At 61.2% G+C, this 26,201-nt stretch carries 19 protein-coding genes; 5 read left to right on the top strand and 14 right to left on the bottom strand.

The genetic code is table 11. The features are described from left to right. Nucleotides 1-4: 4 nt before the first annotated feature. The 10 genes from yccS to betI form a co-directional block, all read right to left on the bottom strand. Nucleotides 5-2,188 (bottom strand): YccS family putative transporter, encoded by a 2,184-nt coding sequence (yccS, locus tag U5A08_RS27465; RefSeq protein ID WP_253399837.1) that lies wholly within the window; start codon nucleotides 2,186-2,188, stop codon nucleotides 5-7. Nucleotides 2,189-2,350: 162 nt separating this feature from the next. Continuing rightward, nucleotides 2,351-3,529, bottom strand: coding sequence for a BaiN/RdsA family NAD(P)/FAD-dependent oxidoreductase (locus U5A08_RS27460; protein ID WP_321849329.1), 1,179 nt, complete (start codon nucleotides 3,527-3,529; stop codon nucleotides 2,351-2,353). A gap of 97 nt (nucleotides 3,530-3,626) precedes the next feature. Then, nucleotides 3,627-4,964: an ATP-dependent RNA helicase DbpA gene (gene dbpA / locus U5A08_RS27455; protein WP_321852288.1), complete on the bottom strand. Its 1,338-nt coding sequence runs from the start codon at nucleotides 4,962-4,964 to the stop codon at nucleotides 3,627-3,629. Nucleotides 4,965-5,094: 130 nt separating this feature from the next. Then, nucleotides 5,095-6,522: a multidrug transporter subunit MdtD gene (mdtD, locus tag U5A08_RS27450; protein ID WP_253399833.1), complete on the bottom strand. Its 1,428-nt coding sequence runs from the start codon at nucleotides 6,520-6,522 to the stop codon at nucleotides 5,095-5,097. A 35-nt stretch (nucleotides 6,523-6,557) separates the two neighbouring features. Continuing rightward, nucleotides 6,558-7,448 (bottom strand): alpha/beta fold hydrolase, encoded by an 891-nt coding sequence (locus tag U5A08_RS27445; protein ID WP_321849327.1) that lies wholly within the window; start codon nucleotides 7,446-7,448, stop codon nucleotides 6,558-6,560. 240 nt (nucleotides 7,449-7,688) lie between these two features. Then, on the bottom strand, nucleotides 7,689-9,005 hold the full coding sequence (locus tag U5A08_RS27440) for a TldD/PmbA family protein (protein ID WP_321849326.1): 1,317 nt from the start codon (nucleotides 9,003-9,005) through the stop codon (nucleotides 7,689-7,691). Further along, on the bottom strand, nucleotides 9,005-10,447 hold the full coding sequence (locus tag U5A08_RS27435) for a TldD/PmbA family protein (RefSeq protein WP_321849324.1): 1,443 nt from the start codon (nucleotides 10,445-10,447) through the stop codon (nucleotides 9,005-9,007). The genes U5A08_RS27440 and U5A08_RS27435 overlap by 1 nt, the downstream gene beginning before the upstream one ends. 203 nt (nucleotides 10,448-10,650) lie before the next feature. Further along, complete coding sequence (gene betA, locus U5A08_RS27430; RefSeq protein WP_321849323.1) at nucleotides 10,651-12,354, bottom strand: choline dehydrogenase; 1,704 nt, start codon at nucleotides 12,352-12,354, stop codon at nucleotides 10,651-10,653. Between the two features lie 142 nt (nucleotides 12,355-12,496). Next, nucleotides 12,497-13,969, bottom strand: a complete 1,473-nt coding sequence (gene betB, locus U5A08_RS27425) for a betaine-aldehyde dehydrogenase (RefSeq protein ID WP_253399823.1) — start codon at nucleotides 13,967-13,969, stop codon at nucleotides 12,497-12,499. 110 nt (nucleotides 13,970-14,079) lie between these two features. Continuing rightward, on the bottom strand, nucleotides 14,080-14,673 hold the full coding sequence (gene betI, locus U5A08_RS27420; protein WP_253399821.1) for a transcriptional regulator BetI: 594 nt from the start codon (nucleotides 14,671-14,673) through the stop codon (nucleotides 14,080-14,082). Nucleotides 14,674-15,063: 390 nt separating this feature from the next. On the opposite strand from betI, the gene U5A08_RS27415 reads away from it, so the two are divergent. Then, on the top strand, nucleotides 15,064-16,998 hold the full coding sequence (locus U5A08_RS27415; protein WP_253400450.1) for a BCCT family transporter: 1,935 nt from the start codon (nucleotides 15,064-15,066) through the stop codon (nucleotides 16,996-16,998). A 174-nt stretch (nucleotides 16,999-17,172) separates the two neighbouring features. On the opposite strand, the gene choV is transcribed toward U5A08_RS27415, so the two are convergent. The 3 genes from choV to U5A08_RS27400 form a co-directional block, all read right to left on the bottom strand. Continuing rightward, nucleotides 17,173-18,351 (bottom strand): choline ABC transporter ATP-binding protein, encoded by a 1,179-nt coding sequence (gene choV, locus U5A08_RS27410; protein WP_321849320.1) that lies wholly within the window; start codon nucleotides 18,349-18,351, stop codon nucleotides 17,173-17,175. Continuing rightward, nucleotides 18,348-19,196, bottom strand: a complete 849-nt coding sequence (choW, locus tag U5A08_RS27405) for a choline ABC transporter permease subunit (protein WP_247397755.1) — start codon at nucleotides 19,194-19,196, stop codon at nucleotides 18,348-18,350. The genes choV and choW overlap by 4 nt, the downstream gene beginning before the upstream one ends. A gap of 69 nt (nucleotides 19,197-19,265) precedes the next feature. Then, nucleotides 19,266-20,213 carry a choline ABC transporter substrate-binding protein gene (locus U5A08_RS27400; protein ID WP_247397752.1) on the bottom strand — a complete coding sequence of 316 codons (948 nt, stop codon included), beginning with the start codon at nucleotides 20,211-20,213 and terminating at the stop codon, nucleotides 19,266-19,268. 424 nt (nucleotides 20,214-20,637) lie between these two features. On the opposite strand from U5A08_RS27400, the gene U5A08_RS27395 reads away from it, so the two are divergent. Further along, nucleotides 20,638-22,014, top strand: a complete 1,377-nt coding sequence (locus tag U5A08_RS27395) for an L-serine ammonia-lyase (protein ID WP_253399816.1) — start codon at nucleotides 20,638-20,640, stop codon at nucleotides 22,012-22,014. A 501-nt stretch (nucleotides 22,015-22,515) separates the two neighbouring features. Beyond that, nucleotides 22,516-23,619 carry a choline metabolism transcriptional regulator GbdR gene (gene gbdR / locus U5A08_RS27390; RefSeq protein WP_017844931.1) on the top strand — a complete coding sequence of 368 codons (1,104 nt, stop codon included), beginning with the start codon at nucleotides 22,516-22,518 and terminating at the stop codon, nucleotides 23,617-23,619. Between the two features lie 93 nt (nucleotides 23,620-23,712). Here the strand turns inward: gbdR and U5A08_RS27385 are convergent, their stop codons facing one another. Further along, nucleotides 23,713-23,976, bottom strand: a complete 264-nt coding sequence (locus U5A08_RS27385; RefSeq protein WP_247397743.1) for a hypothetical protein — start codon at nucleotides 23,974-23,976, stop codon at nucleotides 23,713-23,715. Between the two features lie 307 nt (nucleotides 23,977-24,283). Between U5A08_RS27385 and U5A08_RS27380 the strand changes: the two genes are divergently transcribed. After that, nucleotides 24,284-25,573 carry an AAA family ATPase gene (locus tag U5A08_RS27380; protein ID WP_253399814.1) on the top strand — a complete coding sequence of 430 codons (1,290 nt, stop codon included), beginning with the start codon at nucleotides 24,284-24,286 and terminating at the stop codon, nucleotides 25,571-25,573. Beyond that, nucleotides 25,570-26,175 (top strand): hypothetical protein, encoded by a 606-nt coding sequence (locus U5A08_RS27375; RefSeq protein WP_321849318.1) that lies wholly within the window; start codon nucleotides 25,570-25,572, stop codon nucleotides 26,173-26,175. Before U5A08_RS27380 ends, U5A08_RS27375 begins: the two co-directional genes overlap by 4 nt. Nucleotides 26,176-26,201 lie beyond the last annotated feature (26 nt).

Below are 26,201 nucleotides of genomic sequence, written 5' to 3'. Positions count from 1 at the left end.
GCGCCTACTCCGCGCTGGTGTCTTTGATCAGGTGCGCCGCCAGGGTGCGCAATGGCCCCAACTGCCGGCAAATCAACGCCAGTTGCGTCTGCACCAAACGCTGTCCTTCATCGATCTCATCGGGCATCTGTTCCAGCTCGGCGGCCAACGCTTCCTCGGCATCGCTCTGAATCGCGATCGGCTGTTTACTGGCCAGCCCCGTGGCGATTTCGTCGATGCTCGCCGCCAGGGTTTTCCCCGCGCCGTCGATCAAGTGCTCGCGCACGTCGGCCGGCAGTTGGGTTTCGCGGTGCGCGCCGAGCCCCGACAGGTAGCTGAGCAAGGTGTGGGACAGCACCAGGAAGCGGAAGCCCACATCGGCTTCCTTTCGGAAGTGCCCCGGCTCCATCAGCATATTCGCCAGGGTGGTGGACAGCGCCGCATCGGCGTTGTGTGCATTGCGTCGGGCCAGGCGATAGGCGAGGTCGTCGCGTTTGCCGGCGGCGTATTGCTGCATGATCTGGCGCAGGTAGATGCTGTTGCAGGTCAGGGTGTTGGCCAGCACTTTGTTCAGGCGCCGGCCTTGCCAGTCCGGCAGGAACAGGAACACGGTCAGGCCGGCAATCACGCTGCCGATCAAGGTGTCGAACAACCGTGGCAGGAACAGCCCGTAGCCATCGCCCACCTGATTGAAGCAGAACAGCACCATCAAGGTGATTGCCGCCGTGGCCAGGGTGTAGCGGGTGGTGCGGTTGATAAAGAACACCAGGCCTGCGGCGATGGCGAACATCGATTGCACCAGGGCGCTGGGGAACAGGTCGAACAGTGCCCAGGCCACGGTGAGGCCGATGGCTGTGCCGATGATCCGCTGGCCGAGCTTGCGCCGGGTGGCGCCGTAGTTGGGCTGGCAGACGAACAGGGTGGTGAGGATGATCCAGTAGCCCTGGGAGGCGTGGATCGCGTGCAGGGTGCCATAGCCGATGGTTAACGCCAGGGCCAGGCGTAAGGCGTGGCGGAACAGCAGCGAGGTCGGCGTGAGTTGGGTGCGCAGGCGCGTCCACATTTCTTTAAGGTTGCGCGGGGCGCGATCGAGCAGGTTGCTGTCAGTGGCGTCGGCCAGCGCGTCAGGGTTGCTGGCGTCGCCCAGCAGGCGGTCGAGGGTCGACAGGTTGGCCGCCAGCGCACGCAAGGAACGCAGCAGGCCGCGCCAGGCCGGGTTGCTCTGGATGCGCAGGTGTTCCATGGACGCGTTCAGGTCGCCCAGGGCTTCGGCGAAGCTGGCGTCATAGATGAACGGCTGGCGCAGTTGGATCGACTCGGCCAGGGCCTCGCAAGCCTTGCCTTGCTGGCGCAGCAGGCGCTGGCAGCGGAATAGCACATCGCTATGGAAGAAGGCCTCGGCCAGGGCGTTGTAGGGGTAGTGGGACGAACTGGCGCGTTCGTGGATGTCCTGGGCCAGGAAGTACAGCTTGAGGTAACGACTGACCTTCGAGCCCGGCCGCCCATTGCCGACGCGGTGCAGGATGATTTCCTTCGCCGCATTCAGTGCGGCCACCACCCGGCCGTTTTGCTGGGCCAGCTCCAGGCGTCGCGCCTCCACGTTCAACTGGCGGATCGGCTCGAACAGCGACGATTTGAGCTTGAGGTAATGCCCCAATTCGCGAAACAACCGCGCCAGGCTTTGCTGCACCGGCTGGTTGGAAAACAGCACCTGCCACAGCACCGACAGCGCCCCGTACCAGGCGGCCCCGGCCACCAGCAGCAGCGGTTCATGCCAGAAATCCGTGACGGCGCCGCCGCGCTGGTCCACGCCGATCATGGTGTAGACCGACAGGATCAAGGTGGCCGAAGCAATCGCGCCATACCGTTCGCCAAGGGCGCCGAGCATGGTCAGGCCAAAACTCGCCAGGGCCAGGGCGACCGCAAAGGCCCACGGGTAGGGGAACAGCAGCTCCACCGACAGCGCGGCAATGCTGAAACACACCAGCGTCACCGCCAGGGCATTGAGGCGGCCTTGCCAACTGTCGTCGGTCTCGGCCAGGGCGCTGGCGATAATTCCCAGGAACAGCGGGATCAGCAGCGTCATTTCATCTTGGTACCAGCACAGCGCCATGCTGCCGGTGAGGGCGATGAAGACCCGAACGCTGTAACTGAATTTATCCAGCGCCCACAGGCGCCGCATGGAGTGGTTGAACGAGGTCGATGACATGAAGGCTGGAGTCTTCCGGGACGATGCCGCTAAATTGAGCTATCAGGGACGCTGCGGCAAGGGTGGTGATCACATCACTGCACAAAATTTCTCACTGGCACACCGAAAATCAAAATGTGGGAGGGGGCTTGCCCCCTCCCACATTTTGACCGAGTACATCCTTCAGGCATATTGCGCGGCGGCGTAGCCGGAAGCCCAGGCCCACTGGAAGTTGAAACCACCGAGGTGGCCGGTCACATCCAGTACTTCACCGATAAAGTACAAGCCCGGGCTTTTCAGCGATTCCATGGTCTTGGACGACACTTCTCGCGTATCCACGCCGCCCAGCGTCACTTCGGCGGTGCGATAGCCCTCGGTGCCTGCCGGGACCAGTTGCCAGCTCGCCAGTTTTTGCGCGATGTCGGCCAGTTCGGCGTGGGTGTACTGCTTCATCGGCTTGGACACGAACCAGGTGTCCGCCAGCAGGTTGGCCATCTTCTTGGTGAAGATCTCACCCAGCAGGGTTTTCAGCTCGCTGTTGGGGCGCTCGGCCTGTTGCTGTTGCAGCCAGGCGTGGGCGTCGTGGTCGGGCAGCAGGTTGATCTCGACCGTGTCACCGGATTCCCAATAGGAGGAAATCTGCAAAATCGCCGGCCCGCTCAGGCCGCGATGGGTAAACAGGAGGTTCTCGCGAAAGCTCTGGCCGTTGCAGTTGACCAGGCAGTCCACCGAGGTGCCGGACAACTCGCCGCACAAATCCTTGAGCTGGTCGGTGATGGTGAACGGCACCAGCCCGGCGCGCGTCGGCAACAGTTCGTGGCCGAACTGCCTGGCCACCTGATAACCAAAACCGGTTGCGCCCAGCGTCGGAATCGACAAACCGCCGGTGGCGATCACCAGGGACTCGCAGCGCAGCTCGCCCAACGTGGTCTGCAACTGGTAGCCACTGTCGAGCTTGGCAATCTCTTGAATCGAAGTGTCCAGGTGCAGGCTCACGCCGGTCTGGATGCACTCATCGAGCAGCATGCCGAGGATGTCGCTGGATTTGTTATCGCAGAACAACTGGCCGAGTTTCTTCTCGTGGTACGGCACGCCGTGCTTGGCCACCAGCCCGATGAAATCCCATTGGGTGTAACGGGCCAGGGCGGACTTGCAGAAGTGCGGGTTGTGCGAGAGGAAATTGGCCGGCTCGGTGTACATATTGGTGAAATTGCAGCGGCCACCGCCGGACATCAGGATCTTCTTGCCGGCCTTGTTCGCGTGGTCGATCAGCATCACCTTGCGCCCACGCCCGGCGGCGGTCAGAGCGCACATCAAGCCTGCGGCGCCGGCGCCAATGATCACAACTTCGGTCGAGCGCAAAACGGTGTCCTCATACATGTTCTGATTTGAAATACAGTCAAATGTGGGAGGGGGCTTGCCCCCTCCCACATTGGATCTCCATGGGATGGGCGATCGTTTACAGGATCCGCACGCGCAACGAACGGCCCTTGATCTTGCCGTCATTCAAACGCTGCAGCGCCTGCTTGGCGACGCCGCGTTCCACGGCGACGAAGGCCTGGAAATCAAAGATCGCGATCTTGCCGACCTGGGCGCCGGGGATGCCGGCGTCACCGGTCAGTGCGCCGAGGATGTCGCCCGGGCGTACCTTGTCTTTACGGCCGGCGGCGATGCACAGGGTGCTCATCTGCGGCAGCAGCGGGCCACCGCTCTGCGGCTTGAGGTTGTCCAACTGGTCCCAGTTCAGCGGCGATTTCTGCAACTGCTCGATGGCTTGGGCACGGTGTGCTTCAGACGGCGCCACCAGGCTGATAGCGATCCCGGTCTCACCGGCACGGCCGGTGCGGCCGACGCGGTGGATGTGGATTTCCGAGTCGCGGGCCAGTTCGACGTTGATCACCATGTCCAGCGAATCGATGTCCAGGCCGCGGGCGGCAACGTCGGTGGCGACCAGTACCGAGGTGCTGCGGTTGGCGAACATCGCCAGCACCTGGTCACGGTCACGCTGTTCCAGGTCGCCATGCAGGCCGACGGCGGAGATGCCCTTGGAGGTCAGGTGATCGACGGTTTCCTGCACTTGCTGCTTGGTGAAGCAGAACGCCACGCACGAGGCCGGGCGGAAGTGCGCGAGGACTTTGGTGACGGCCTCCATGCGTTCTTCCGGCGAGATCTCGTAGAAACGCTGCTCGATCTGGTCATCGGAGTGGAAGGCTTCGGCCTTCACTTGCTGCGGCGCGCGCATGAATTTGGAGGCCAACTGCTTGATGCTCACCGGGTAGGTGGCCGAGAACAGCAGGGTCTGGCGGCGGGCCGGGGTCTTGCTGATGATGTCTTCGATGGCGTCGTAGAAACCCATGTCGAGCATGCGGTCGGCTTCGTCGAGGATCAGCGTGTTCAAGCCGTCGAGCACCAGCGAACCCTTGCGCAGGTGTTGCTGGATGCGGCCCGGGGTGCCGACGATGACGTGGGCGCCATGCTCCAGCGAGGCGATCTGCGGGCCGAGGGACACGCCGCCACACAGGGTCAGCACCTTGATGTTGTCTTCGGCACGGGCCAGGCGACGGATTTCCTTGGCCACCTGGTCGGCCAGCTCGCGAGTCGGGCACATCACCAGGGCCTGGCAGCCGAAGTAGCGCGGGTTGATCGGGTTCAGCAGGCCGATGCCGAACGCAGCCGTCTTGCCGCTGCCGGTCTTGGCCTGGGCAATCAGGTCCAGCCCCTTGAGGATCACCGGCAAGCTCTGCGCCTGGATCTGCGTCATCTCGGCATAACCCAGCGAGTCGAGGTTAGCCAGCATGGCGGCGGAGAGCGGCAACGTATTAAAAGCGGTGGCGATGGTGGTCACGGGACTGGCTCTGCAAAACAAAATGTCGCGCAGTGTACCAGCCCCGTGGGATTTTCCCTGCAAGTTCTCGACGAGACGCCTGCTAGTGTTCGATGTCGTGCTCGCGGTTGCCGATGCGTTTGCCGTCTTTTGGCGACAGTTGCAGGAAAATCGCCGCCGCCAGCATCGCCATGATGCCCACGGTGAGGAAGGTCAACTGGAAGGCGCCAAGTATCGTGCTCACGCCGTCATTGCCCGACTCGGCGGTAAACCCGCCGAGCAGCGCACCGGCGCAGGCCACGCCGAGGCTCAGGGACAGTTGCGCCACCACCGACAGCAAGCTGTTGCCGCTGCTGGCCTGGGCATCGTCGAGGTCGATCAGGGTGACGGTGTTCATCGCGGTGAACTGCAAGGAATTGATTGCCCCCAGTACCGCCAGCATGCCCAGCAGCAGCGGGTAGGGTGTCTGTTCGCTGACCAGGCCCATGCTCGCCAGCATCAGGCCCAGGGCCAGGGTGTTGCCGGTCAATACCACGCGGTAGCCCAGGCGTTCGATCAGCGGCCGTGCGACAGACTTGGCCAACATCGCCGCCGCCGCCAGCGGCAGCATGCTCATCCCGGCCTGGGAGGGTGAATAGCCCAAAGCCACCTGCAGCAGCAACGGCACCAGAAACGGCAAGGCGCCGCTGCCCAGGCGCGCGAACAGGTTGCCCAGGATGCCCACCGCAAAGGTGCGGGTCTTGAACAGCGCCGGCGAAAACAGCGGGTTATCGATATGCCCGGCGCGCAGCCAGTAGGCCGCCAGGCACGCCAGCCCGCCAAACAGCAGCAACATCACCCGCAGGTGCGGCAGGTGCAATTCGCCCAGGCCTTCCATGGCGATGGTGATCAGCACCATCGCCGCGCCGAACAGCAGGAAGCCGACGCCATCGAAACGCGTGCGTTCGCTGCCGCGCAGATCGGGGATGAACTTCCACACGGCGTAGCAGCCGATCATGCCCACCGGCAGGTTGATCAGGAAAATCCAGTGCCACGTCAGGTATTGCACCATCCAGCCGCCCATGGTCGGCCCGAGCAACGGGCCGAGCAGGCCGGGGATGGTGATGAAACCCATGATCCGCACCAGCTCGGAGCGCGGATAAGCGCGCAGCACCACGAGTCGGCCGACCGGCAGCATCAGCGCACCGCCCAGGCCCTGGACCACCCGCGCGCCGACCAGCATGGTCAAGCTGCTGGACAGCGCGCACAGCAGCGAGCCGATGCTGAACAGCATGATCGCGCCAAAGAAGATTTTCTTGGTGCCGAAGCGGTCGGCGATCCAGCCCGACGCCGGGATCAGCAAGGCGACGGTGAGCATGTAGGCGATCACCACCCCTTGCATGCGCAGCGGGTTCTCTGCGAGGTCCCGGGCCATGGCCGGCAGTGCCGTGTTGAGAATCGTCCCATCCAGCGATTGCATGAAGAAGGCAATCGCGACCACCCAGGGTAGCCAGCGGGCGGTCTTGGCATCGAGAGGGGCGCGATTCGGCATGGGATCCCTTTTGTTAGGAGGCTATGTGTCGGCGATTATGCGCCATTCGTCGCTCCTTTTCCCATCGAAGGTTCGTCTAAATCCGACAGCGTCGCGTGCTCGCCCACCAGGAAATCCAGCAGCGCCCGGTGGACCGCCAGCGCCGCCTCGCGGGACTCCAGGTCGAGCAAATGCCCGGTATGTTCGGCGACGGCAAAGCTGCTGCGGCCTACGTATTGCTTGAACAGTCGGGCTTCGGTGGCCGGGGTGTATTCGTCCAGCGTGCCGTTGAGGAAATGCACCGGTGTTTCGATCCGGGTGAGCTGCGGCAGGTAGTTGCCATCGCCCATCGCCAGCACCTGATGGATATGAAAGCGCGCCTGGCGGTATTCGGTGGTGGCCATGTTCGACAGGTGCCGATGGTTGTTGCGCTTGAGCCGCGGCGACAAGTATTTGCCCACCGTTTCGTTGAGCAAATGGCCGACGGCGGACTTGTCATCGGCCTCGATCAGCACGCGCACCCGCTCCACATAGTCGAGCATCGCCGGGTTGAGGTTCGGCGCCAGCGCCATCACCACCGAGCTTTCGATGGAGGGCGGGTTGTGTGCCAGGGTCAGCAGCGTGGAGATGCCGCCCCATGAGGCCGACACCAAGTGGTTGACCTGGAAACGCTCCACCAGCGCCCGCAGGATTTGTACCTCGTCGTCCTTGGTCACCAGGTCCAGGTCGGTGTTGTGCTCGCGTGAATAACCGGAGAACGGCAGGTCGAACAGCAATACATTGAAATGCTCGGCCAGGCATTTGCTGGTACGGGCAAATGAGCGGGTGGTGGACAGCGCGCCGTTGACCAACAGCACGGTCTTCTTTTCCGAATCGTTTCCTAGCTGCTCAACATGAACGTTGTAGTGCTTGAACAGCTTTTCAATGACAAAACTTCCATGGTTCATGTCAACGCTCCAGCTTGCCGTTTACCAGGCAAGGTCATACATCACGTGCGGGCACGTGGGTTGGATGGCAGGATGCCATTAACCGTTATAACGAGGTTTTTTGCAGGCGACAACCGGCCTTGGGCGGGCGGTGAGAGGGGTCTGATTTAGTTGTAGGACATATTGAAACAGGACGTCTGAAATCAACACAAAGCAATGTGGGTGGGGGCAAGCCCCCTCCCACAAGCAGACTACTGTCGGTTACAGGGTCAGGGTCAGTCGCTTGACCAACGCCCCCGGCAACAGATTGGACGCGGTATTGCGCTGGCTGTAGGTGCTGGCCGACAGCAGCAATTCGCGCTCGGCGGTCAGCGCTTCGAGTTGTGAGCCGAGCAGGCTGTAGACGCTGTCATCGAAGCGCATCGTGCTGACCGGCGCCTTGATCTCGCCGTCCTCCACCCAGAACGTGGCGAACCGCGTCATGCCGGTCAGGCGCGCCGCCGGCAGGTCGGAGTAGTTCAGGTACCACAGGTTGCTGATATACAGCCCGGTGCCCAATTGCTTGAGGATATCGGCCTGGGTCAGGCTGCCCGCCGCCATCTGCAACGCGCTGGGGGATTCGTCGCCGCTGGCGCCGTTGGCGCTGAGGCCGTATTCGGCGGCGCTGCGCGAATTGACCAGTTGGCCGGCGCCCTGGCCGGCGTTGATCAGCGTGACGTCACTGCACGGGTAGCCTTCGCTGGAGAACGCCGGGCTGAGGGAACCGCTGATGTGCTCATCCACCGTCACCAGCGTGCTCAACGCCTGCTCGCCGGCATACAGCCGCTGCAGCGAGCTGCTTTTGCTGGCGATGGCCTGGGCGGAAAAGCCGCCCCAGGTGATGAGGCTGACGATTTCTTCCAGGGCTGCCGGCGCCAGGTAGGCGCGGTACTCGCCGGGCGCCAGCGTGTGCAGTGGCCGTCCGAGGAACTCCAGCTGTTCGCGAGCCTGTTGGAAGCGGCGGGCGAACTCGGCGCTGTTCCATTCGTTGCCGGCGTAACTGGCTTTCACCGCTTCGCCGTTGGCGTGGAACAGGCTGAAGTCGAAGTTGAAACTATTGGCCTGATGCCAACCGAACGCCCCATCGGAACTGGCGAAGCCACGGCTGATCGGGCCGGCGGCGTAGAAGCCGACCAGATCGACGCCGTGTGCCGCCTGGTTGATGTCTTCCAGCACCTGGCTCAGCTCGGGCAGTGGCCGGGCCTGTTCGTTGTGGCTTTGCCAGGCGTTGTGGTTGAGCAACAGGTAAGGATCGTGGGGCAGCAACGGCAAGGTTTCGCGCAGTTGTTGCAGGCCATCGGCGAGGCGCTGGCGGTCCAGCGCCGGTTCGCCGCCGAGGGTGATGCTGAGGTCGGCATGGCGGCCGTCGTTGATCAGTTTGAGGTTGAGGCTGGCTTGTTGCACCTGGCCGGCCTGACGCACCTTGGCGTGGTTGAAACGCACGAATTCGGACGACTCTGCGGCATAGCCCAGGTGAAATTGTTCCTTGTCGGTGATGGCCTGTTTGAGCCACTCCACCAATGCCTTGAAGTTGTTCATCAGGCATCTCCCCCGAATACATCAACGTTGCTGAACACACAGGCCGGCGACGCATGGCCGACGCGGATGACCTGGTTGGGTTCACCCTTGCCGCAGTTCGGCGTGCCCAGAACCTTGAAGGTGCTGGCGTCGCCCACGGCGCTGAGGTTGCGCCAGAACTGCGCGGAAATCGCCCGGTAGTTGGGGTTTTTCACCACGCCCTTGAGCTCGCCGTTTTCAATCAACTGGCCCCACTCGCAGCCGAACTGGAATTTGTTGCGTGCATCATCGATCGACCACGAACGGTTGGTTGACATCAGGATGCCGTGTTCGATGCCGCCGATCAGTTGCGCCAGGCTCTGGTCGCCGGCTTCGATATTCAGGTTGGCCATGCGGTCGATCGGCGGGCGGTTCCAACTGCTGGCACGGCTGTTGGCGACGCCGCTCATGCCTGCGCGAAATTGCGACAACGCCCCGCCCAGCGGCCTGAGCAGCAACCCTTCACGGATCAGGAATTGCTTGCTGGCGGCGGTGCCGTCGTCGTCATGGCTGTAGCTGGCCAGTTGCTCGGGAATGTCCGGGTCGAAGGTCACGTTGAGCAGCTTGGAGCCGTATTGCAGGTGGCCGAAGTCGCTGGCCTTGACGAAACTGGTGCCGGCGTAATTGCGCTCGTCGCCCAGGATGCGGTCGAGCTCCAGCGGGTGGCCGATCGATTCGTGGATCTGCAGGATCATCTGGTCGGGCATCAGCAACAGGTCGCGCGGACCCTGGGGCGTGTTCGGCGCCAGCAGCAATTGCAAGGCTTCGTCGGCAATGCGCGGCGCGGCGCCGACGAGGCCGAAGCGGTCGATCACATCGAAGCCGCCTTGCTGGCCGAAGTTGGTGCCACCGAAGGTGCGCGACTGGCTGTCGTTGCCGTCGTAGGCGGTGACGTTGACGCCGGGGAATACAAACCGCTGGGCCTGGCGCAGCTCGGCACCGGCACTGTTGAGGTAGATCTGCTCGACGTGGGTCAAGCCGAGGCTGACTTCCCAGTTCACCAGGCGCTCGTCCTGGGGCACGGCAGCGGACTCATCGCCGAGCAACTGGTAGCAGTCGCTCAGGGACGGAAAGGCCTGGGCAAGGTTGGGTGACAGGTAGTCGGCGACATCGCTGGAAACCTGTTGATCGCGCAGGTCGAGCAGGGCATGGGGCTTGATCAGGCGCGCCTGCTGTTCGGCACGCTCAAGCGCAGCTTGCAGGCCGGGCAGGGAAATATCGTGGGTCGCGGCGTAGGCTTCGACCCCGTTGACGCGCACGGTGAGCATGGCGCCTTCGTCGTGGTTCAGGTGCGGCGGTGCGGCGACGTTCTTGCGCACCGACAGGTAGTGGCCGGATTCGCGCACGTAGCGCAGGGAGAAGAAGTCGGCGGTGGTGCGCAGGGCACTGAAATGTTTTTTGAGTGTGGCGTGGTGTTCGAACATAGGGCCTTCCTTGTGGGCGGCTCAGCGCAGGCAGACAAACAGAGTAGGCCTGGGCTGGGGCGCGGATCAAGGAGAGTGTAGGCAGGTGGGAGGTCTTGCGGTGTCAGATAGGGCCTCATCGGGGGCAAGCCCCCTCCCACATTTTGAATGTATTCACAAATCGAAGTGTGGGAGGGGGCTTGCCCCCGATGGAGGCGACACGGTTACTGCGCAGTCGGCCCCACTTCACGCATCGGCTTGCCCCGCACCGGCGCATCGCCTGCCACGTAGTAGTCGGCGGTGCTGCGCGGCAATGGCTTGCGGCCCCGGATCTTGTCGGCGATTTTCTCGGCGAGCATGATCGTCGGCGCGTTCAGGTTGCCGGTGGTGATGATCGGCATGATCGACGCATCGACCACGCGCAGGCCCTGCATGCCATGCACGCGGCCTTCGCCATCCACCACGGCCATCTCGTCGCTGCCCATCTTGCACGAGCAGGACGGGTGGAACGCGGTTTCGGCGTGCTCGCGGATGAACGTGTCCAACTGCTCATCGGTTTGCACGTCGATACCCGGGCTGATTTCGCGGCCACGGAAGGCGTCGAGTGCGGGCTGCTGCATGATTTCACGGGTCAGGCGGATGCCATCGCGAAATTCTTGCCAGTCCTGCTCGGTGGCCATGTAGTTGAAGAGGATGCTCGGGTAGTCCCGTGGGTTCTTCGACTTCAACTGCACGCGGCCACGGCTCGGCGAACGCATGGAGCCCATGTGCGCCTGGAAGCCGTGTTCTTTCACGCCGTTGCTGCCGTTGTAGTTAATCGCCACCGGCAGGAAGTGGTACTGGATGTTCGGCCAATCGAAGTCTTCACGGGTACGGATAAAACCGCCCGCTTCGAACTGGTTGCTGGCGCCGATGCCGGTGCCGTTGAACAGCCATTCGGCACCGATGGCCGGTTGGTTGTACCAGAGCAGCGACGGGTACAGCGACACCGGTTGGGTGCAGGCGTATTGCAGGTACAGCTCAAGGTGGTCCTGCAGGTTTTCGCCGACGCCGGGCAGGTCGTGGACCACCGGGATGTCGAGGCTTTCGAGCAGTTTGGCCGGGCCGACGCCGGAGCGTTGCAGCAGTTGCGGCGACGCGATGGCGCCGCTGCACACCAGCACTTCTTTGCGGGCGCGGGCTTCCACGCGCTCTTCGGCGGCGCCGATCAGGTAACGCACGCCGACCGCACGCTTGCCTTCGAACAGCACTTTGTCGGTCAGGGCGTGGGTGACGATGGTCAGGGTGGCGCGCTTTTTAGCCGTGTCCAGGTAACCGCGTGCGGTGCTGGCGCGACGGCCGTTTGGCGTGACGGTCCGGTCCATCGGGCCGAAGCCTTCCTGCTGGTAGCCGTTCAAGTCTTCGGTGCGCGGGTAACCGGCCTGTACGCCGGCTTCGACCATGGCGTGGAACAGCGGGTTGTTACCGGCCTTGGGCGTGGTCACGCTGACCGGGCCGTCGCCGCCGTGGTAGTCGTTGGGGCCTATGTCGCGGGTTTCGGCTTTACGGAAATATGGCAGGCAATCCAGGTACGTCCAGTCTTCCAGACCGGGCAGTTTCGACCAGTTGTCGTAGTCCATGGCGTTGCCACGGATGTAGCACATGCCGTTGATCAGGGACGAGCCACCCAGGCCCTTGCCGCGCCCGCATTCCATGCGGCGGCCGTCCATGTGTGGCTCTGGATCGGTCTCGTAGGCCCAGTTGTAGCGGCGGCCTTGCAGCGGGAACGCGAGGGCGGCGGGCATCTGGGTACGGAAGTCGAGACGGTAGTCAGGACCGCCGGCTTCCAGCAGCAGGACGGTGACGCCTTCGTCTTCGGTCAGACGGGTCGCCAGGGTGTTACCGGCGGAGCCGGCACCCACAATGATGTAGTCGTATTCTTGGGACATTGAATGCACCCTCTTTGAAGTGTGGTCAGGTCGGGCCTCATCGGGGGCAAGCCCCCTCCCACATTTGATCGGGTTTACACAGTCAAAAGTGGGAGGGGGCTTGCCCCCGATAGCGGCCTCACAGGCAACGCAAGGCTCGGCTTTAGAACACCGAGGCGTAATCGCCCAACTCAACCTGTACCGATTTGATGCGGGTGAAGTTGTTCAGCGAGCTGATCCCGTTCTCACGGCCCACGCCCGACTGCTTGTAGCCGCCGACCGGCATCTTCGCGTCGGACTCGCCCCAGGCGTTGATCCAGCAGATACCGGCTTCCAACTGATGAATGACGCGGTGGGCGCGGTTCAGGTCCTTGGTCACCAGGCCGGCGGCGAGGCCGAAGTCGGTGTCGTTGGCGCGGCGGATCACTTCTTCTTCCGTCTCATAGGTGAGGATGCTCATCACCGGGCCGAAGATTTCTTCACGGACGATGGTCATCTCGTCGGTGCAGTCGGTGAACACGGTCGGGGCAACAAAGGCGCCTTTGGCGAAGTCGCCCTCGGTCAGGCGTTCGCCGCCGCACAGCACGCGAGCACCTTCTGCCTTACCTTTGGCGATGTAGCCGAGCACGCTTTCCATGTGGGCGAAGCTGACCAGTGGGCCGAAGTTGGTGTTGTCATCCTGCGGGTCGCCAATGCGGATGCGCGCAACACGCTCGGCGATCTTGGCTTCGAACGCGGCTTGCAGGTGCTTGGGTACGAACACGCGGGTGCCGTTGGTGCAGACCTGACCGGAACTGTAGAAGTTGGCCATCATCGCGATGTCGGCGGCACGATCCAGGTCGGCGTCCTCGAACACGATCAGCGGCGATTTGCCGCCCAGTTCCATGGTCACTTCTTTGAGCGAGGAGCTGGAGGCGCTGGCCATGACTTTCTTGCCGGTGTCGGTGCCGCCGGTGAACGAGACTTTCTCGATGCGCGGGTGCTCGGTCAGCCAGGTGCCGACTTCACGGCCGCTGCCGGTCAAGACGTTGAACACACCGGCTGGAACGCCGGCTTCGGTGTAGATTTCGGCCAGTTTCAGGGTGGTCAGCGAGGTGACTTCGCTGGGCTTGAAGATCATCGCGTTACCGGCAGCCAGGGCCGGTGCGGATTTCCACAGGGCGATCTGGATCGGGTAGTTCCACGCGCCGATACCGGCGACCACGCCCAGCGGCTCGCGGCGGGTGTAGACGAAGGAGGTGTCGCGCAGCGGGATCTGCTCGCCTTCGATGGCCGGCACCAGGCCTGCGTAATATTCCAGCACGTCGGCGCCGGTGACGATGTCGACGTACTTGGTTTCGGAGAAGGATTTACCGGTGTCCAGGGTTTCCAGGGCGGCCAGTTCGTCGTTGCGCTCGCGCAGGATGTCGACGGCACGGCGCAGGATGCGCGAACGCTCCATGGCGGTCATGGCGGCCCAGATTTTCTGGCCTTTTTCCGCGCTGACCACGGCACGTTCAACGTCATCTTTCGTGGCGCGTTGCACTTTGGCGAGAACTTCACCGTTAGCCGGGTTGATGGCTTCGAAGGTGGCATCGCTGCCGGCATCGCTGTAGCCGCCGTCAATGTAGAGTTTTTGCAGGTCGAAACGGGCCATAAAGTCCTCGCAAGTGCATAAGTGGTTGGCGTTACCCGCCGCAAAGTGGGCCATAAGGGGGTGGCAACACTGAGCGGCAGACGTTCAGGGGTTGAGCGGGTATGTGTGCTCTAACTCACCTGCTTGGCCAATTGGAAATCCATGTATTCGTAAGCGATCCGTTGCGCCTGCTCCGTGTCGAACTCATCTCCCGACAGGGCGCCGCGCAACCACAAACCGTCGATCAAGGCCGCCAGGCCTCGGGCTGCGCTGCGTGCGTCGGGCAGCGGCAATACGCGGCGGAACTGGCAGCACAGGTTGGAATACAGACGTTGATCGTTGATCCGCTGCAACCTGTGCAAAGACGGGTGGTGCATGCTGGCGGCCCAGAAGGCCAGCCAGGTTTTCATTGCCGGTCCATTGACCTGGCTGGCATCGAAGTTGCCCCCGATGATTACCTGAATGTGTGCCCGCGGGCTGTCATCCTTCAGCGCCAGCCTGCGTTCATGGACGTTCTCGATCAGCACGTTCATCAGGTAGCGCATCGTCGCGGCGATCAGGCCGTTCTTGTCCTTGAAGTAGTGACTGATGATGCCGTTCGAAACACCGGCCAAACGGGCGATCAGCGCAATGCTGGCATCTCCCATTCCGACTTGATCGATGGCCGTCAGCGTGGCTTCGATCAGTTGTTGGCGGCGTATGGGTTGCATACCGACCTTGGGCATGGAGTACCTCTCCTCAGGCCTGCCGGCGGGCGATAACGTCCGTCGACTTGATGGCCAGTCTATTTTGTTTTGATTGAACGTTCAATCAACAAAGAATAAGCTCTGCGACAAATTGCCGCTGCCTGCCGGTATTTCCTACGGGTAAGTAGCGACATCTGACACCTGCAAAAACCCTTGAAACAGGCCATTTCAGAGCCTGAACACCGCCTCGGCGGCCTCAAGAATTTTCGGGGTGTCTTTATAACACCCGTCCGTCGACTGCCGAAAAATCGATGAGCACGGGATCACCGTTGCCTTGTGTTTCTCTCTCGCACTGCCTGGAGCATCTGCGCCATGAGTTCTGCCTCTCTAATAAAGACCCCACCGGAAAAGGTGCGGGTCAACGGTTGGGTGTTCTACACCTCCACCGCGCTGATTCTGTTGCTGACCGCCATTTTGATCATTGCCCCGCAAGAGGCCGGCCGGATGCTCGGCGTGGCGCAGGCATGGTTATCGAAAAGTTTCGGCTGGTACTACATGGTGGTGATCGCCGCCTACCTGGTATTCGTGGTCGGCCTGGCGTTTTCGTCCTACGGCAAGTTGAAACTGGGCAGTAAGGACGACACCCCGGACTTCAGCTACGGCGCCTGGGCCGGCATGCTGTTCTCGTCGGGTATCGGCATCTCGCTGCTGTACTTCGGCGCATCGGAGCCGTTGGACCATTACTTCAACCCGCCCGAAGGCGCGGCCGCCAGCAACGGCGCGGCGCGCCAGGCGCTGCAATTGACCTTCCTGCACTGGGGCCTGCACGGCTGGGCGATCTATGCCCTGGTCGGCCTGGCCGTGGCGTACTTCGCCTATCGGCACAACCAGCCGCTGGCCCTGCGCTCGGCGTTGTACCCGCTGGTGGGCGAGCGTTGGGTCAAAGGCGCGGCCGGCCACGCGGTCGACGGATTCGGCATGTTCGTGACCCTGCTGGGCCTGGTGACCAACCTCGGTATCGGCGCGATGCAGGTGTCGTCCGGCCTGGAAAACCTGTTCGGCATGCAGCACAGCAACACCAACCTGCTGATCGTGATCATCGTGATGAGCACCGTGGCGACCATCGCCGCGGTGTCGGGGGTGGAAAACGGCATTCGTCGCCTGTCCAACCTCAACATCGTGTTGTTCAGCGGTTTGCTGATCTTCGTGCTGTTGTTCGGCCCGACCTTGCACCTGCTCAACGGCCTGGTGCAGAACACCGGTGACTACCTCAACGGCATCATCCTGAAAACCTTCGACCTGTATGTGTACGCAGGCGACGCCGACAAGACCGAACGCTGGATGGGCCTGTGGACCCTGTTCTATTGGGCCTGGTGGATTTCCTGGGCGCCGTTCGTGGGCATGTTCATCGCGCGGATTTCCCGTGGTCGCACGGTGCGTGAACTGGTAGCCGGCGTGCTGCTGATCCCGCTGGGCTTCACCCTGGCGTGGTTGTCGATCTTCGGTAACTCGGCCCTGGACCTGGTGTTGAACCAGGGCGCGGTGGAGTTGGGCAAGACGGCGCTGGAACAACCGTCGATGGCCATCTACCAGTTGCTGGAGCATTACCCGGCGTCGAAAATCGTCATCGGTGTGTCGATCTTTGTCGGCTTTGTACTGTTCCTGACCCCGGCGGATTCCGGCGCGGTGATGATGGCCAATCTTTCCTGCAAAGGCGGCAACGTGGACGAAGACGCGCCGCACTGGCTGCGGATCTTCTGGTCGGCAGTGATCACCCTGGTGACCATCGGCCTGCTGTTCGCGGGTAACTTCGAAGCCATGCAAACCATGGTGGTGCTGGCGGGGCTGCCGTTCTCGGTGGTGCTGATTGTGTTTATGTTCGGTTTGCACAAAGCGATGCGCCAGGACGCGGCGACGGAGTTGGAGCAGGCGCAATTGGCCGAGCGGGGCCGTCGTGGTTTCAGCGAGCGCTTGACCGCCCTGGACCTGCAACCGAGCCAGTCCACCGTGCAGCGCTTTATGGACAAGCACGTCACGCCGGCGCTGGAACACGCGGCGACGGCATTGCGCGAGCAGGGGTTGGAGGTGCAGACGCTGTTGGGCAAATCCAAGCGTTGCATCGGTGTGCGCATCGAGATGGAAGAGGGCAACCCGTTTGTCTACGAAGTGAGCCTGGACGGCTACGCGGTGGCGTCGGACGAGCAGCCTGAGGCAGAGCGCACCCGTTACTACCGTGCCGAGGTGTACCTGCACAACGGGCCTCAGGAATACGACCTGATGGGCTTCGCCCAGGAACAGATCACCCGGGACGTGCTCGATCAGTTTGAAAGCCATCGGCAGCTCCTTGGCCGTGTCTATAGCTGATGGTTGAAGCCTGGTGGTGTCCCCACTGACACCACTGGGGCAAAAAATGTGGGAGGGGGCTTGCCCCCGATTGCAGTGTGTCAGTCAGTTCATCTGTTACTGATACACCGCCATCGGGGGCAAGCCCCCTCCCACATTTTGACCCTGTTTCTCCAATGGGTTTTGCGGTGTTTGTTAGCCCAGGTTCTTGCCCAACAGGGCATGGTAGAGCTCGCTGTCGCCAAGAATCCCCACCACCTTGTTGTTGTCATGCAACACCAGCTTGTTCCCCGTCTGGTAGCGAATCTGCAACGCATCGCGCATGCCGATGTTCGAGTCCACCAGTGTCGGCACGCGGCCCAGGCCTTCCACGGGTTGCCCCGGTGCCCAGTTCTGCAGGTTCATCACCACGCCATTCTGGCGCGCGCCCTGGATGGTGTTGCCTTCGGCGAGGTCCAGCCACGAGTCGCCGCCCGGATCGAGGCACACCGAGCCGTTGACGCGTTTGCAGTTGTCCAGTGTGCGCATCAGGCTGCGCCCGCACAGCACGTTCAGCGGGTTGGTATGCGCGACGAAGGTGCGCACATAGTCATCCGCCGGGTTCAGCACGATCTCTTCCGGCACGCTGTACTGGATGATCTTGCCGTCTTTCATGATCGCGATGCGGCTGCCGAGCTTGAGGGCTTCGTCGAGGTCGTGGCTGACGAACACGATGGTCTTGCTCAGCTTGCGTTGCAGTTCCAGCAACTCGTCCTGCAGGCCTTGGCGGATCAGCGGGTCGAGAGCGGAGAAGGGTTCGTCCATCAGCAGGATGTCGGCGTCCATCGCCAACGCGCGGGCCAGGCCGACGCGCTGCTGCATGCCGCCGGAGAGTTCGTCCGGCTTCTTGTTACGCCATTGGCTCAGGCCCACCAGTTCGAGCTTTTCGTCCACCAGCTTGCGCCGGTCTTTCTCCGGGAGGCCCTGCATTTCGAGGCCGAAGCTGATGTTCTCGCGTACCGTCAGCCAGGGCATCAGGGCGAACTTCTGGAACACCATGGCGATGCGTTTGGTGCGCATCATTTTCAGCTCGGCCGGGGTGCAGGAGGCGATGTCGATCTGGCGCCCTTCATGCTCGACGAACAACTGGCCACGGCTGACGGTGTTGAGGCCGTTGATGCAGCGCAGCAGGCTCGACTTGCCGGAGCCTGACAGGCCCATCAGCACACAGATCTCGCCTTTTTCCACATCCAGGCTGGCTTTTTCAACACCGACGATCTGGCCGGTTTTTTTCAGGATCTCGTTACGGCTCATGCCCTGGTCCAGCAGCTTGAGCGCTTCGCGTGGGTCTTTGGAGAAGATCACGTCGACATTGTCGAATCGGATAATGCTCATGCATCACCCCCTACTTTCTTGGCGTCGGGTTGTTTGCAGATGCGGTCGAGCATGATGGCCAGCAGCACAATCGCCAGGCCGGCTTCAAAGCCCAGGGCGATGTCGGCGGTGTTCAGTGCGTTGACCACCGGCTTGCCGAGGCCGTCGGCACCCACCAGGGCCGCGATCACCACCATCGACAGCGACAGCATGATGCATTGGGTAATGCCGGCCGCAATGCTCGGCATGGCGTAGGGCAGTTCAATGCGTGAGAGCAACTGACGGCGCGAGCAGCCGAAGGCCTTGCCGGCGTCCATCAACTCTTGCGGTACATCGCGGATACCCAGGTAGGTCAGGCGGATCGGCGCGGCAATCGCGAACACCACCGTGGAAATCAACCCGGGCACCACACCCAGCCCGAAGAGGGTCAGGGTAGGGATGAGGTAGACGAAGGTCGGTACGGTCTGCATCAGATCGAGCACCGGCCGCATCAGGGTGTAGAACAGCGGTTTGTGCGCGGCAACAATGCCCAGCGGCACACCGATGACCACGCAGACCAGGGTGGCGAACAGCACCTGCGCCAGGGTCTCCATGGTTTCCTGCCAGTACCCCAGGTTGAGGATCAGCAGGAAGGAGGCGATGACAAACACCGTCAGGCCCCATTTACGTTGAATAAAGTGAGCGAGTAGCGCAATCAGACCGATCAATGCCAGCGGATTGAACCAGGTCAGCGCGAACGTCACGCCGTGGATCATCGTTTCCAGTGTCGATGCGATTGCGTCGAAGTAGTTGGCGCCATGTTGGGTCAACCATTCGACGAAGGCAGCGATGTACTGGCCTAGTGGGATTTTCTGTTCAGTCAGCATGGTAGTGAATGTCCACATGCGAGGGGGGAAAACATCCCGGGGCAGCGCACCGCCCCGGGGTCAGCGGTGTTACTTGGCGAGGTAGGCTTTCACGGCGTCGAGTCCAGGTTTGCCATCAACGGTGGTGACACCGGCGAGCCAGGTGTCGAGCACTTGCGGGTTCTTCTTCAGCCAGGCCTTGGCCGCGGCGTCGGGTTTCATCTTGTCGTCCAGGACGTTACCCATCAGGGTGCTTTCCATGTTCAGCGTGAACGACAGGTTTTTCAGCAACTGACCGACGTTGCTGCATTCCTGGGTGTAGCCCTTGCGCACGTTGGTGTAGATGGTGGCCTGGCCGTAGTTGGGGCCGAACGAATCGTCACCGCCGGTCAGGTACTTCATCTTGAAGCGGGTGTTCATCGGGTGCGGTTCCCAGCCGAGGAACACGATGGCCTTGCCGCGCTTGGTGGCACGTTCGACCTGCGAGAGCATCCCGGCTTCGCTGGACTCGACCACTTTGAAACCGGCCGACTTCAAGCCAAACGCGTCTTTGTCGATCAGCGTTTGAATGGTGCGGTTGCCGTCGTTGCCGGGTTCGATGCCGTAGATTTTGCCTTCCAGCTCATCCTTGAATTTGGCGATATCGGCGAAGTCTTTCAGGCCTTTGTCATACAGCGCCTCGGGAACGGCCAGGGTGTACTTGGCGTTCTCCAGGTTGGCGCGCACGGTTTCCACGGTGCCGGCATCACGGTACTGCTTGATGTCGTTTTCCATGGTCGGCATCCAGTTGCCGAGGAAGATGTCCATGTTCTTACCGTCGGCCAGCGACTTGTAGGTCACGGGTACCGAAATCATCGTGGTGCGCGGCTTGTAGCCGAGGCCCTTGAGGATTTCGCTGGTGGTCGCGGTCGTCACGGTGATGTCGGTCCAGCCGACATCGGAGAAGTTGACGGTCTGACATTGTGCCGGTTCTGCAGCGTGCGCCAGGACTGGCAGACTCAGCATGGCGGCCAACAACAACGAGGGTGAACCTTTCATGGGGCTAGACTCCTGTGTGTTTTCTGGCGGCATTCGCCGCGCTTTATAAGTGTTGCGGTTGGAGCGTGCCTTGAAGCGGCGGCACGGTGCCTTGCAAACGAGTCGAGACTGATCATGTACCAGTGAAAATCTGACGCCTACAGGGGGCGTCGTATCCAGTACAGGCAGGGTCGCATCCAGTGTCGGTGACGTCGTTTACAGGTTTTTCCCACGGCTAAACGGCTGTTTTTGCCCATCTGCACCGCTAAAAACGCCCAAAACAGGCCATTGCTCGTGAGCGACGCTGGTGAGCATGGTTGCGTCGGTGTGAGACGCCGTGATGACGGATAAAAGCCTGATGATGCCGCCATCTGGGCCGTCTGGGCGATCTGAGCGTAGCACCTCGTTCAAGCCTGGCCCGTGCTTATCGAGGAGTTCTACGGCAATGGCTATCAGCGTTTTCGACCTGTTCAAGATCGGCATCGGGCCTTCGAGTTCTCACACCGTCGGCCCCATGCGCGCCGCAGCGTTGTTCGTTCAACGGTTGCGTGAACGTGAACTGTTGGAACAGGTGCGGCGCGTCGAAGTTCAGCTCTACGGCTCACTATCGGCCACCGGCATCGGCCACGGCAGCGATACCGCCACGATAATGGGCCTGATGGGCGAGTGGCCGGACGCAATCGATCCGGCGCAGATCGGCCTGCGTATCCATACCCTGCGCGAGACCGACACGCTGCTGCTGGACGGGCGTTTGCCGGTGCCTTTCGTGTGGGCCCGGGACATGCGCCTGCTCGACGAAAACCTGCCGTTCCACCCCAATGCCATGACCCTGGTGGTGTTCGGCGATGACGGCGAGTTGCATCGCAATACCTACTACTCGGTCGGCGGCGGTTTTGTGGTGGATGAAGCCCAGGCCCAAAGCGGCGTGGCGGATCTGGATCGCACCGAGTTGCCCTATGAGTTTTCCAGCGCGGTGGAACTGTTGCAGTTGTGCAGCAGCCACAACCTGCGTGTCGCCGAACTGATGCTGGCCAACGAAAAAGTCTGGCGCAGCGAAGATGAAATCCGCAGCGGCCTGATGACGCTCTGGCGCGCCATGCAGGCGTGTGTGGAGCAGGGCCTCAAGCACGAAGGCATCCTGCCCGGCGGCCTGAATGTGCGCCGTCGCGCCGCCAAGTTGCACCGCAGTTTGCAGGAGCTGGGCAAGCCCAACGTGATCGGCTCGACCTTGAGCGCGATGGAGTGGGTCAACCTGTACGCCCTGGCGGTCAACGAAGAAAACGCCGCCGGTGGGCGCATGGTCACCGCGCCGACCAATGGTGCGGCGGGGATCATCCCGGCGGTGCTGCACTACTTTATGAAGTTCAGCGACGACGTCACCGAAGCCAATGTGGTCGACTATCTGCTCAGCGCGGCGGCGGTGGGGATTCTGTGCAAAAAGAACGCGTCGATCTCCGGGGCTGAAGTCGGTTGCCAGGGCGAGGTCGGCTCAGCCTGCGCCATGGCGGCGGCGGGGTTGGCAGAGATTCTCGGCGCCACCCCGGAGCAACTGTGCAACGCCGCCGAAATCGGCCTGGAACACAACCTCGGCCTGACCTGCGACCCGGTGGGCGGGCTGGTGCAAGTGCCGTGTATCGAGCGCAATGCGATTGCTGCAGTGAAGGCGATCAACGCGGCGCAGATGGCCCTGCGCGGCGATGGCCAGCACTTCATCTCCCTGGACCGGGTGATCCGCACCATGCGCGATACCGGGGCGGACATGCATGACAAGTACAAGGAAACCTCGCGGGGTGGGTTGGCGGTCAGTGCGGTTGAGTGTTGAGACCGTGTCGCCGCTATCGGGGGCAAGCCCCCTCCCACATTTGAAATGCGTTCCCCTGTGGGAGGGGGCTTGCCCCCGATAGCGCCAGTCCAAACAACCCTGCTCATAAAGTGAACACTAAAACCAAAAGCGCCACCTTTTAGCGCGTCGCAAACAGATAAGTACCCCCCAAACACTTTCACCTTCGACCACCCGTCACCCGTGCTTGTGGTGACAGACGCTTGCTTCGCCCTCAAAGCGCCTACCCACAAGTGCTACCGATCTGCTCACGGCCCTTGAGCGGAGCCGCTTCTGCGTTCGATTCGGGGCATATCCCGCACTTCGCACAGGGGCTTGTCTAGACACATCAAGAGGTCGTTTTCAGGAGTTATTGAATGGCCATTCAAATTTAGGCATGGCATTTGCTCTATCCATTCAAAGCCTCTCTCCGCGCTGGAGCAGAGCGCAATAACAAGAGCCTCGCCTGAGGCCATCACCCGCTTTGTGTGAGGAGATACCGCGATGACGTCGTTCAACTCCGGGGCCCAACCCCAGAACCGTGCGCCTCAATCCATCGGCTTTTTGCTGCTGGACAATTTCACGCTGATTTCCCTGGCTTCGGCAGTGGAACCGCTGCGCATGGCCAACCAGTTGTCCGGCCGCGAGCTGTATCGCTGGACCACCCTGAGTGTCGACGGTAACCAGGTATGGGCCAGCGACGGTCTGCAAATCACGCCCGATGCCGCCATGCACAAAGCCCCGGCCCTGGACACGGTCATCGTGTGCGGCGGCGTGGGTATCCAGCGCACCGTCACCCGTGAACATGTGTCGTGGCTGCAAAGCCAGGCGCGCCAGTCGCGTCGCCTGGGCGCGGTGTGTACCGGCAGTTGGGCCTTGGCCTGCGCCGGGCTGCTCGATGGCTTCGATTGCAGCGTGCACTGGGAATGCCTGGCGTCGATGCAGGAAGCCTTCCCGCGTGTGTCGATGAGCACCCGCCTGTTCACCCTCGACCGCAACCGCTTCACCAGCTCCGGCGGCACTGCGCCGCTGGACATGATGCTGCACCTGATCAGCCGCGATCACGGCCGTGAACTGTCGGCGGCGATCTCCGAGATGTTCGTGTACGAGCGCATCCGCAATGAACAGGACCACCAGCGTGTGCCGCTCAAGCACATGCTCGGCACCAACCAGCCGAAGTTGCAGGAAATCGTCGCGCTGATGGAAGCCAACCTCGAAGAGCCGATCGACCTGGATGAGCTGGCGGTGTACGTCGCCGTGTCGCGGCGCCAACTGGAGCGGCTGTTCCAGAAATACCTGCACTGCTCGCCGTCGCGCTACTACCTCAAGCTGCGCCTGATTCGCGCACGGCAGTTGCTCAAGCAAACGCCGATGTCGATCATCGAAGTGGCGTCGGTGTGCGGGTTCGTGTCCACGCCGCACTTCTCCAAGTGCTACCGCGAATACTTCGGCATTCCGCCACGGGATGAGCGCGTCGGCTCCAACACCACCCAGCAAGTGGCGATGATGCCAATTCCGCCGGCGCTGGTGTTGTCACCGTTGTCGGGGCCGATGTCGGCGTTGAGCCAGGCGCGCAATGAGTCGACGTTTGCCAGTGTAAGGCTCTAAACCGCGTCGCCTGATCGGGGGCAAGCCCCCTCCCACATTTGACTGTATTCACAATTCGAGTGTGGAAGGGGGCTTGCCCCCGATAGCGGTCTATCAGGCGCCGGATTTCTGTTTGAACTGCATCAGCGCCGGCAACAACTGCTTATCGATCGCCTGCCGCACCGCCGGCAAAATCGTCGCGCTGCCGCTGTACATCTGCTCAACCATCTTCTTGAGCGCCTTGGCCCGTGCCTCGCTCAAACCGCGCACCGCACATTCACAGGCCTGCTCGGCGCTGGCGCCGCTGGACACCTCGAAACCCAGCGAGCGCAGTTGGTTCAGCAGGTCATCCTGGTCAATCAAATCCGCGTGCATCATGACGTTTATCCTGGTGAAGGGAGCGGGGGGATTGATTTGGATTCTGGTAGCCGTCGACCCCCATCGGCAAGGGCGGAACACGGGAATGGCTCAGATGGCTATGAGCATGTCGTTTTCAGAGCGTTTACCGATGGATGCATTTTGAGGCTGTGATGGGCAAGGGATAGCTAGTGTTATTGTTTGGCATTAGCATTGCCACAGTTCGAATGCACAGAATGCCTATAAGCTGTTTACAGTGATGGGTTTGTATCCGCTTTGTTGACACTTAACCCAGCCCAGGCTCTCAGGCAAACCAGAAGGTAATGCAATGCTAAAGCTCTTGTCTCTCAAAGGTGTCGGCCCTGCTGAAAAGTTTGGTCCGGTTGAGTTCGCACCTCGCCTCAACTTCATCACGGGTGACAATGGTCTTGGTAAAAGTTTCCTACTGGATGCTGCCTGGTGGGCTTTGACGCGGACATGGGCGCGTGGCTCAGAGGCTATTCCTAGAGAGTCGTCGAGATCGGCCAGCATTGAGTTTGCGTTCAGCAAGGTGACGACGGGGGACAAAGCCGGTGAAGTCCATTTCAAAGAGGGTGTTTGGCGTCAGCCGAAGGCGCGTCCCTCCATCCCTGGAATCGTTATTTATGCGGGAGTAGACGGCAGCTTCTCTGCTTGGGACCCGGCGCGTAACTATTGGACTGATCAACAGGCCGGGACTGAAGAAAAAATTCGGGCATTTAACTTTTCTCCAGATGAGGTATGGAACGGCGCTGTGTCCGAAAAGGGTACCAATATCTGCAATGGCTTAATTCATGATTGGGTCCGATGGCAGCGGACCGCAGGTGACTCCTCTTTCAAAGAGTTGACTGTGGCACTGGATGCACTGTCTCCATCAGGCATTGAAAAGTTGTCGCCTGGTGAGCCTTGCCATATTGGTCCTCTGGATGAAACCGAATACCCAACCTTGCGAATGCCATATGGCCTTGATGTCCCGCTGGTGCATGCCTCTGCGGGTATGCGTCGAATTGCTGCGTTAGCCTACATGATTGTCTGGACGTGGAACGGTCATAAGCGAGCGTGCAAACAGCGAAAAGTTAACCCTGCCAAAGAGATCATCTTTCTGATCGACGAAGTCGAGTGCCATTTGCATCCGCAATGGCAGCGTCGAATCGTCCCTGCCCTGCTTAAAGTGGTAGAGGAAATGACGCAAGAGAAGGTCGCTGTACAACTGATTGTGGCAACCCACTCCCCTTTGGTATTGGCATCGGCCGAGCCTGAATTTATTGAAGAAAAAGATGCAGTTTTCAATATTCATCTTGAAGGAGGGCAGGCCAGAATCACCAAAGAGGTATGGTCCAAGCAGGGCGATGTAGTGAACTGGTTGGTGTCGGACGTTTTTGGTTTGCAACAGGCCCGCTCGGTGGCAGCGGAGGAAGCTATCGAAGCCGCCGAAGCGTGGATGCGTGGTGATAAGGAAGAGTTGCCGGAAAACTTGGCAACGCAATCAGCTATTCATCAGGAACTGGTTCGTGTCTTGCCCGGCCTAGATGACTTTTGGCCGCGATGGATAATGTCTCAGGGAAAACCCGAGAAAGGGTCGAAAGGAAAAAGGTCATGACACCCGTTTTGAACCCTATTCCCGAGCCTGAAAAATTTGACGAGAAATGTCGAAAGCCAGGCGACCTCTGGTTGAAAGCAAACCCGACAGCCGAGCGGCCGAGAGACTTGTGGTCCCCTTTCAGGCATGCGCTTGCCGATGGGTTTGATGACCGATGTGGTTATGCCGCAATGTATATTCCCAGCGGTACAGTCGATCACGGCATCAGTTTCAACGAAGACCCGTTGCTCGCCTATGAATGGTCGAACTACCGATTTATTGATGGATGGATCAACAGCTCTAAAAGTAAGCAGGTGGCTGCTGATTTATTGGACCCCTTCGAAGTGCAGGAGGGGTGGTTTGAGATCAGTTTGCCGTCTCTCCAGTTGGTATTGACTGACGCGGTCCCTGCGGAATTTAGAGCGCGCGCTGAGAACACCCTGAAAAAGCTACCGCTTAGGGATGATGAGCGGATATTGAGGCCTCGACGCAAATGGCTAAGCCTTTACGAGAAGACCGGAAATTTAGATATGCTCCGTGAAATGGCTCCTCTTATTGCTGCCGCTGTTGAAAAGAAACTGGCTTTGGAAGCGGCCCATGCGCCAGCGTCGGGGAATCAGTGAACCACCGCAGCAATCACTGCGATTAA

This window comes from Pseudomonas paraveronii (genome assembly GCF_963681955.1).
GTDB classification, from domain to species: domain Bacteria; phylum Pseudomonadota; class Gammaproteobacteria; order Pseudomonadales; family Pseudomonadaceae; genus Aquipseudomonas; species Aquipseudomonas paraveronii.
The sequence above is the reverse complement of the archived record's forward strand: the minus strand, read 5'-3'. Positions and strand labels throughout refer to the sequence as shown.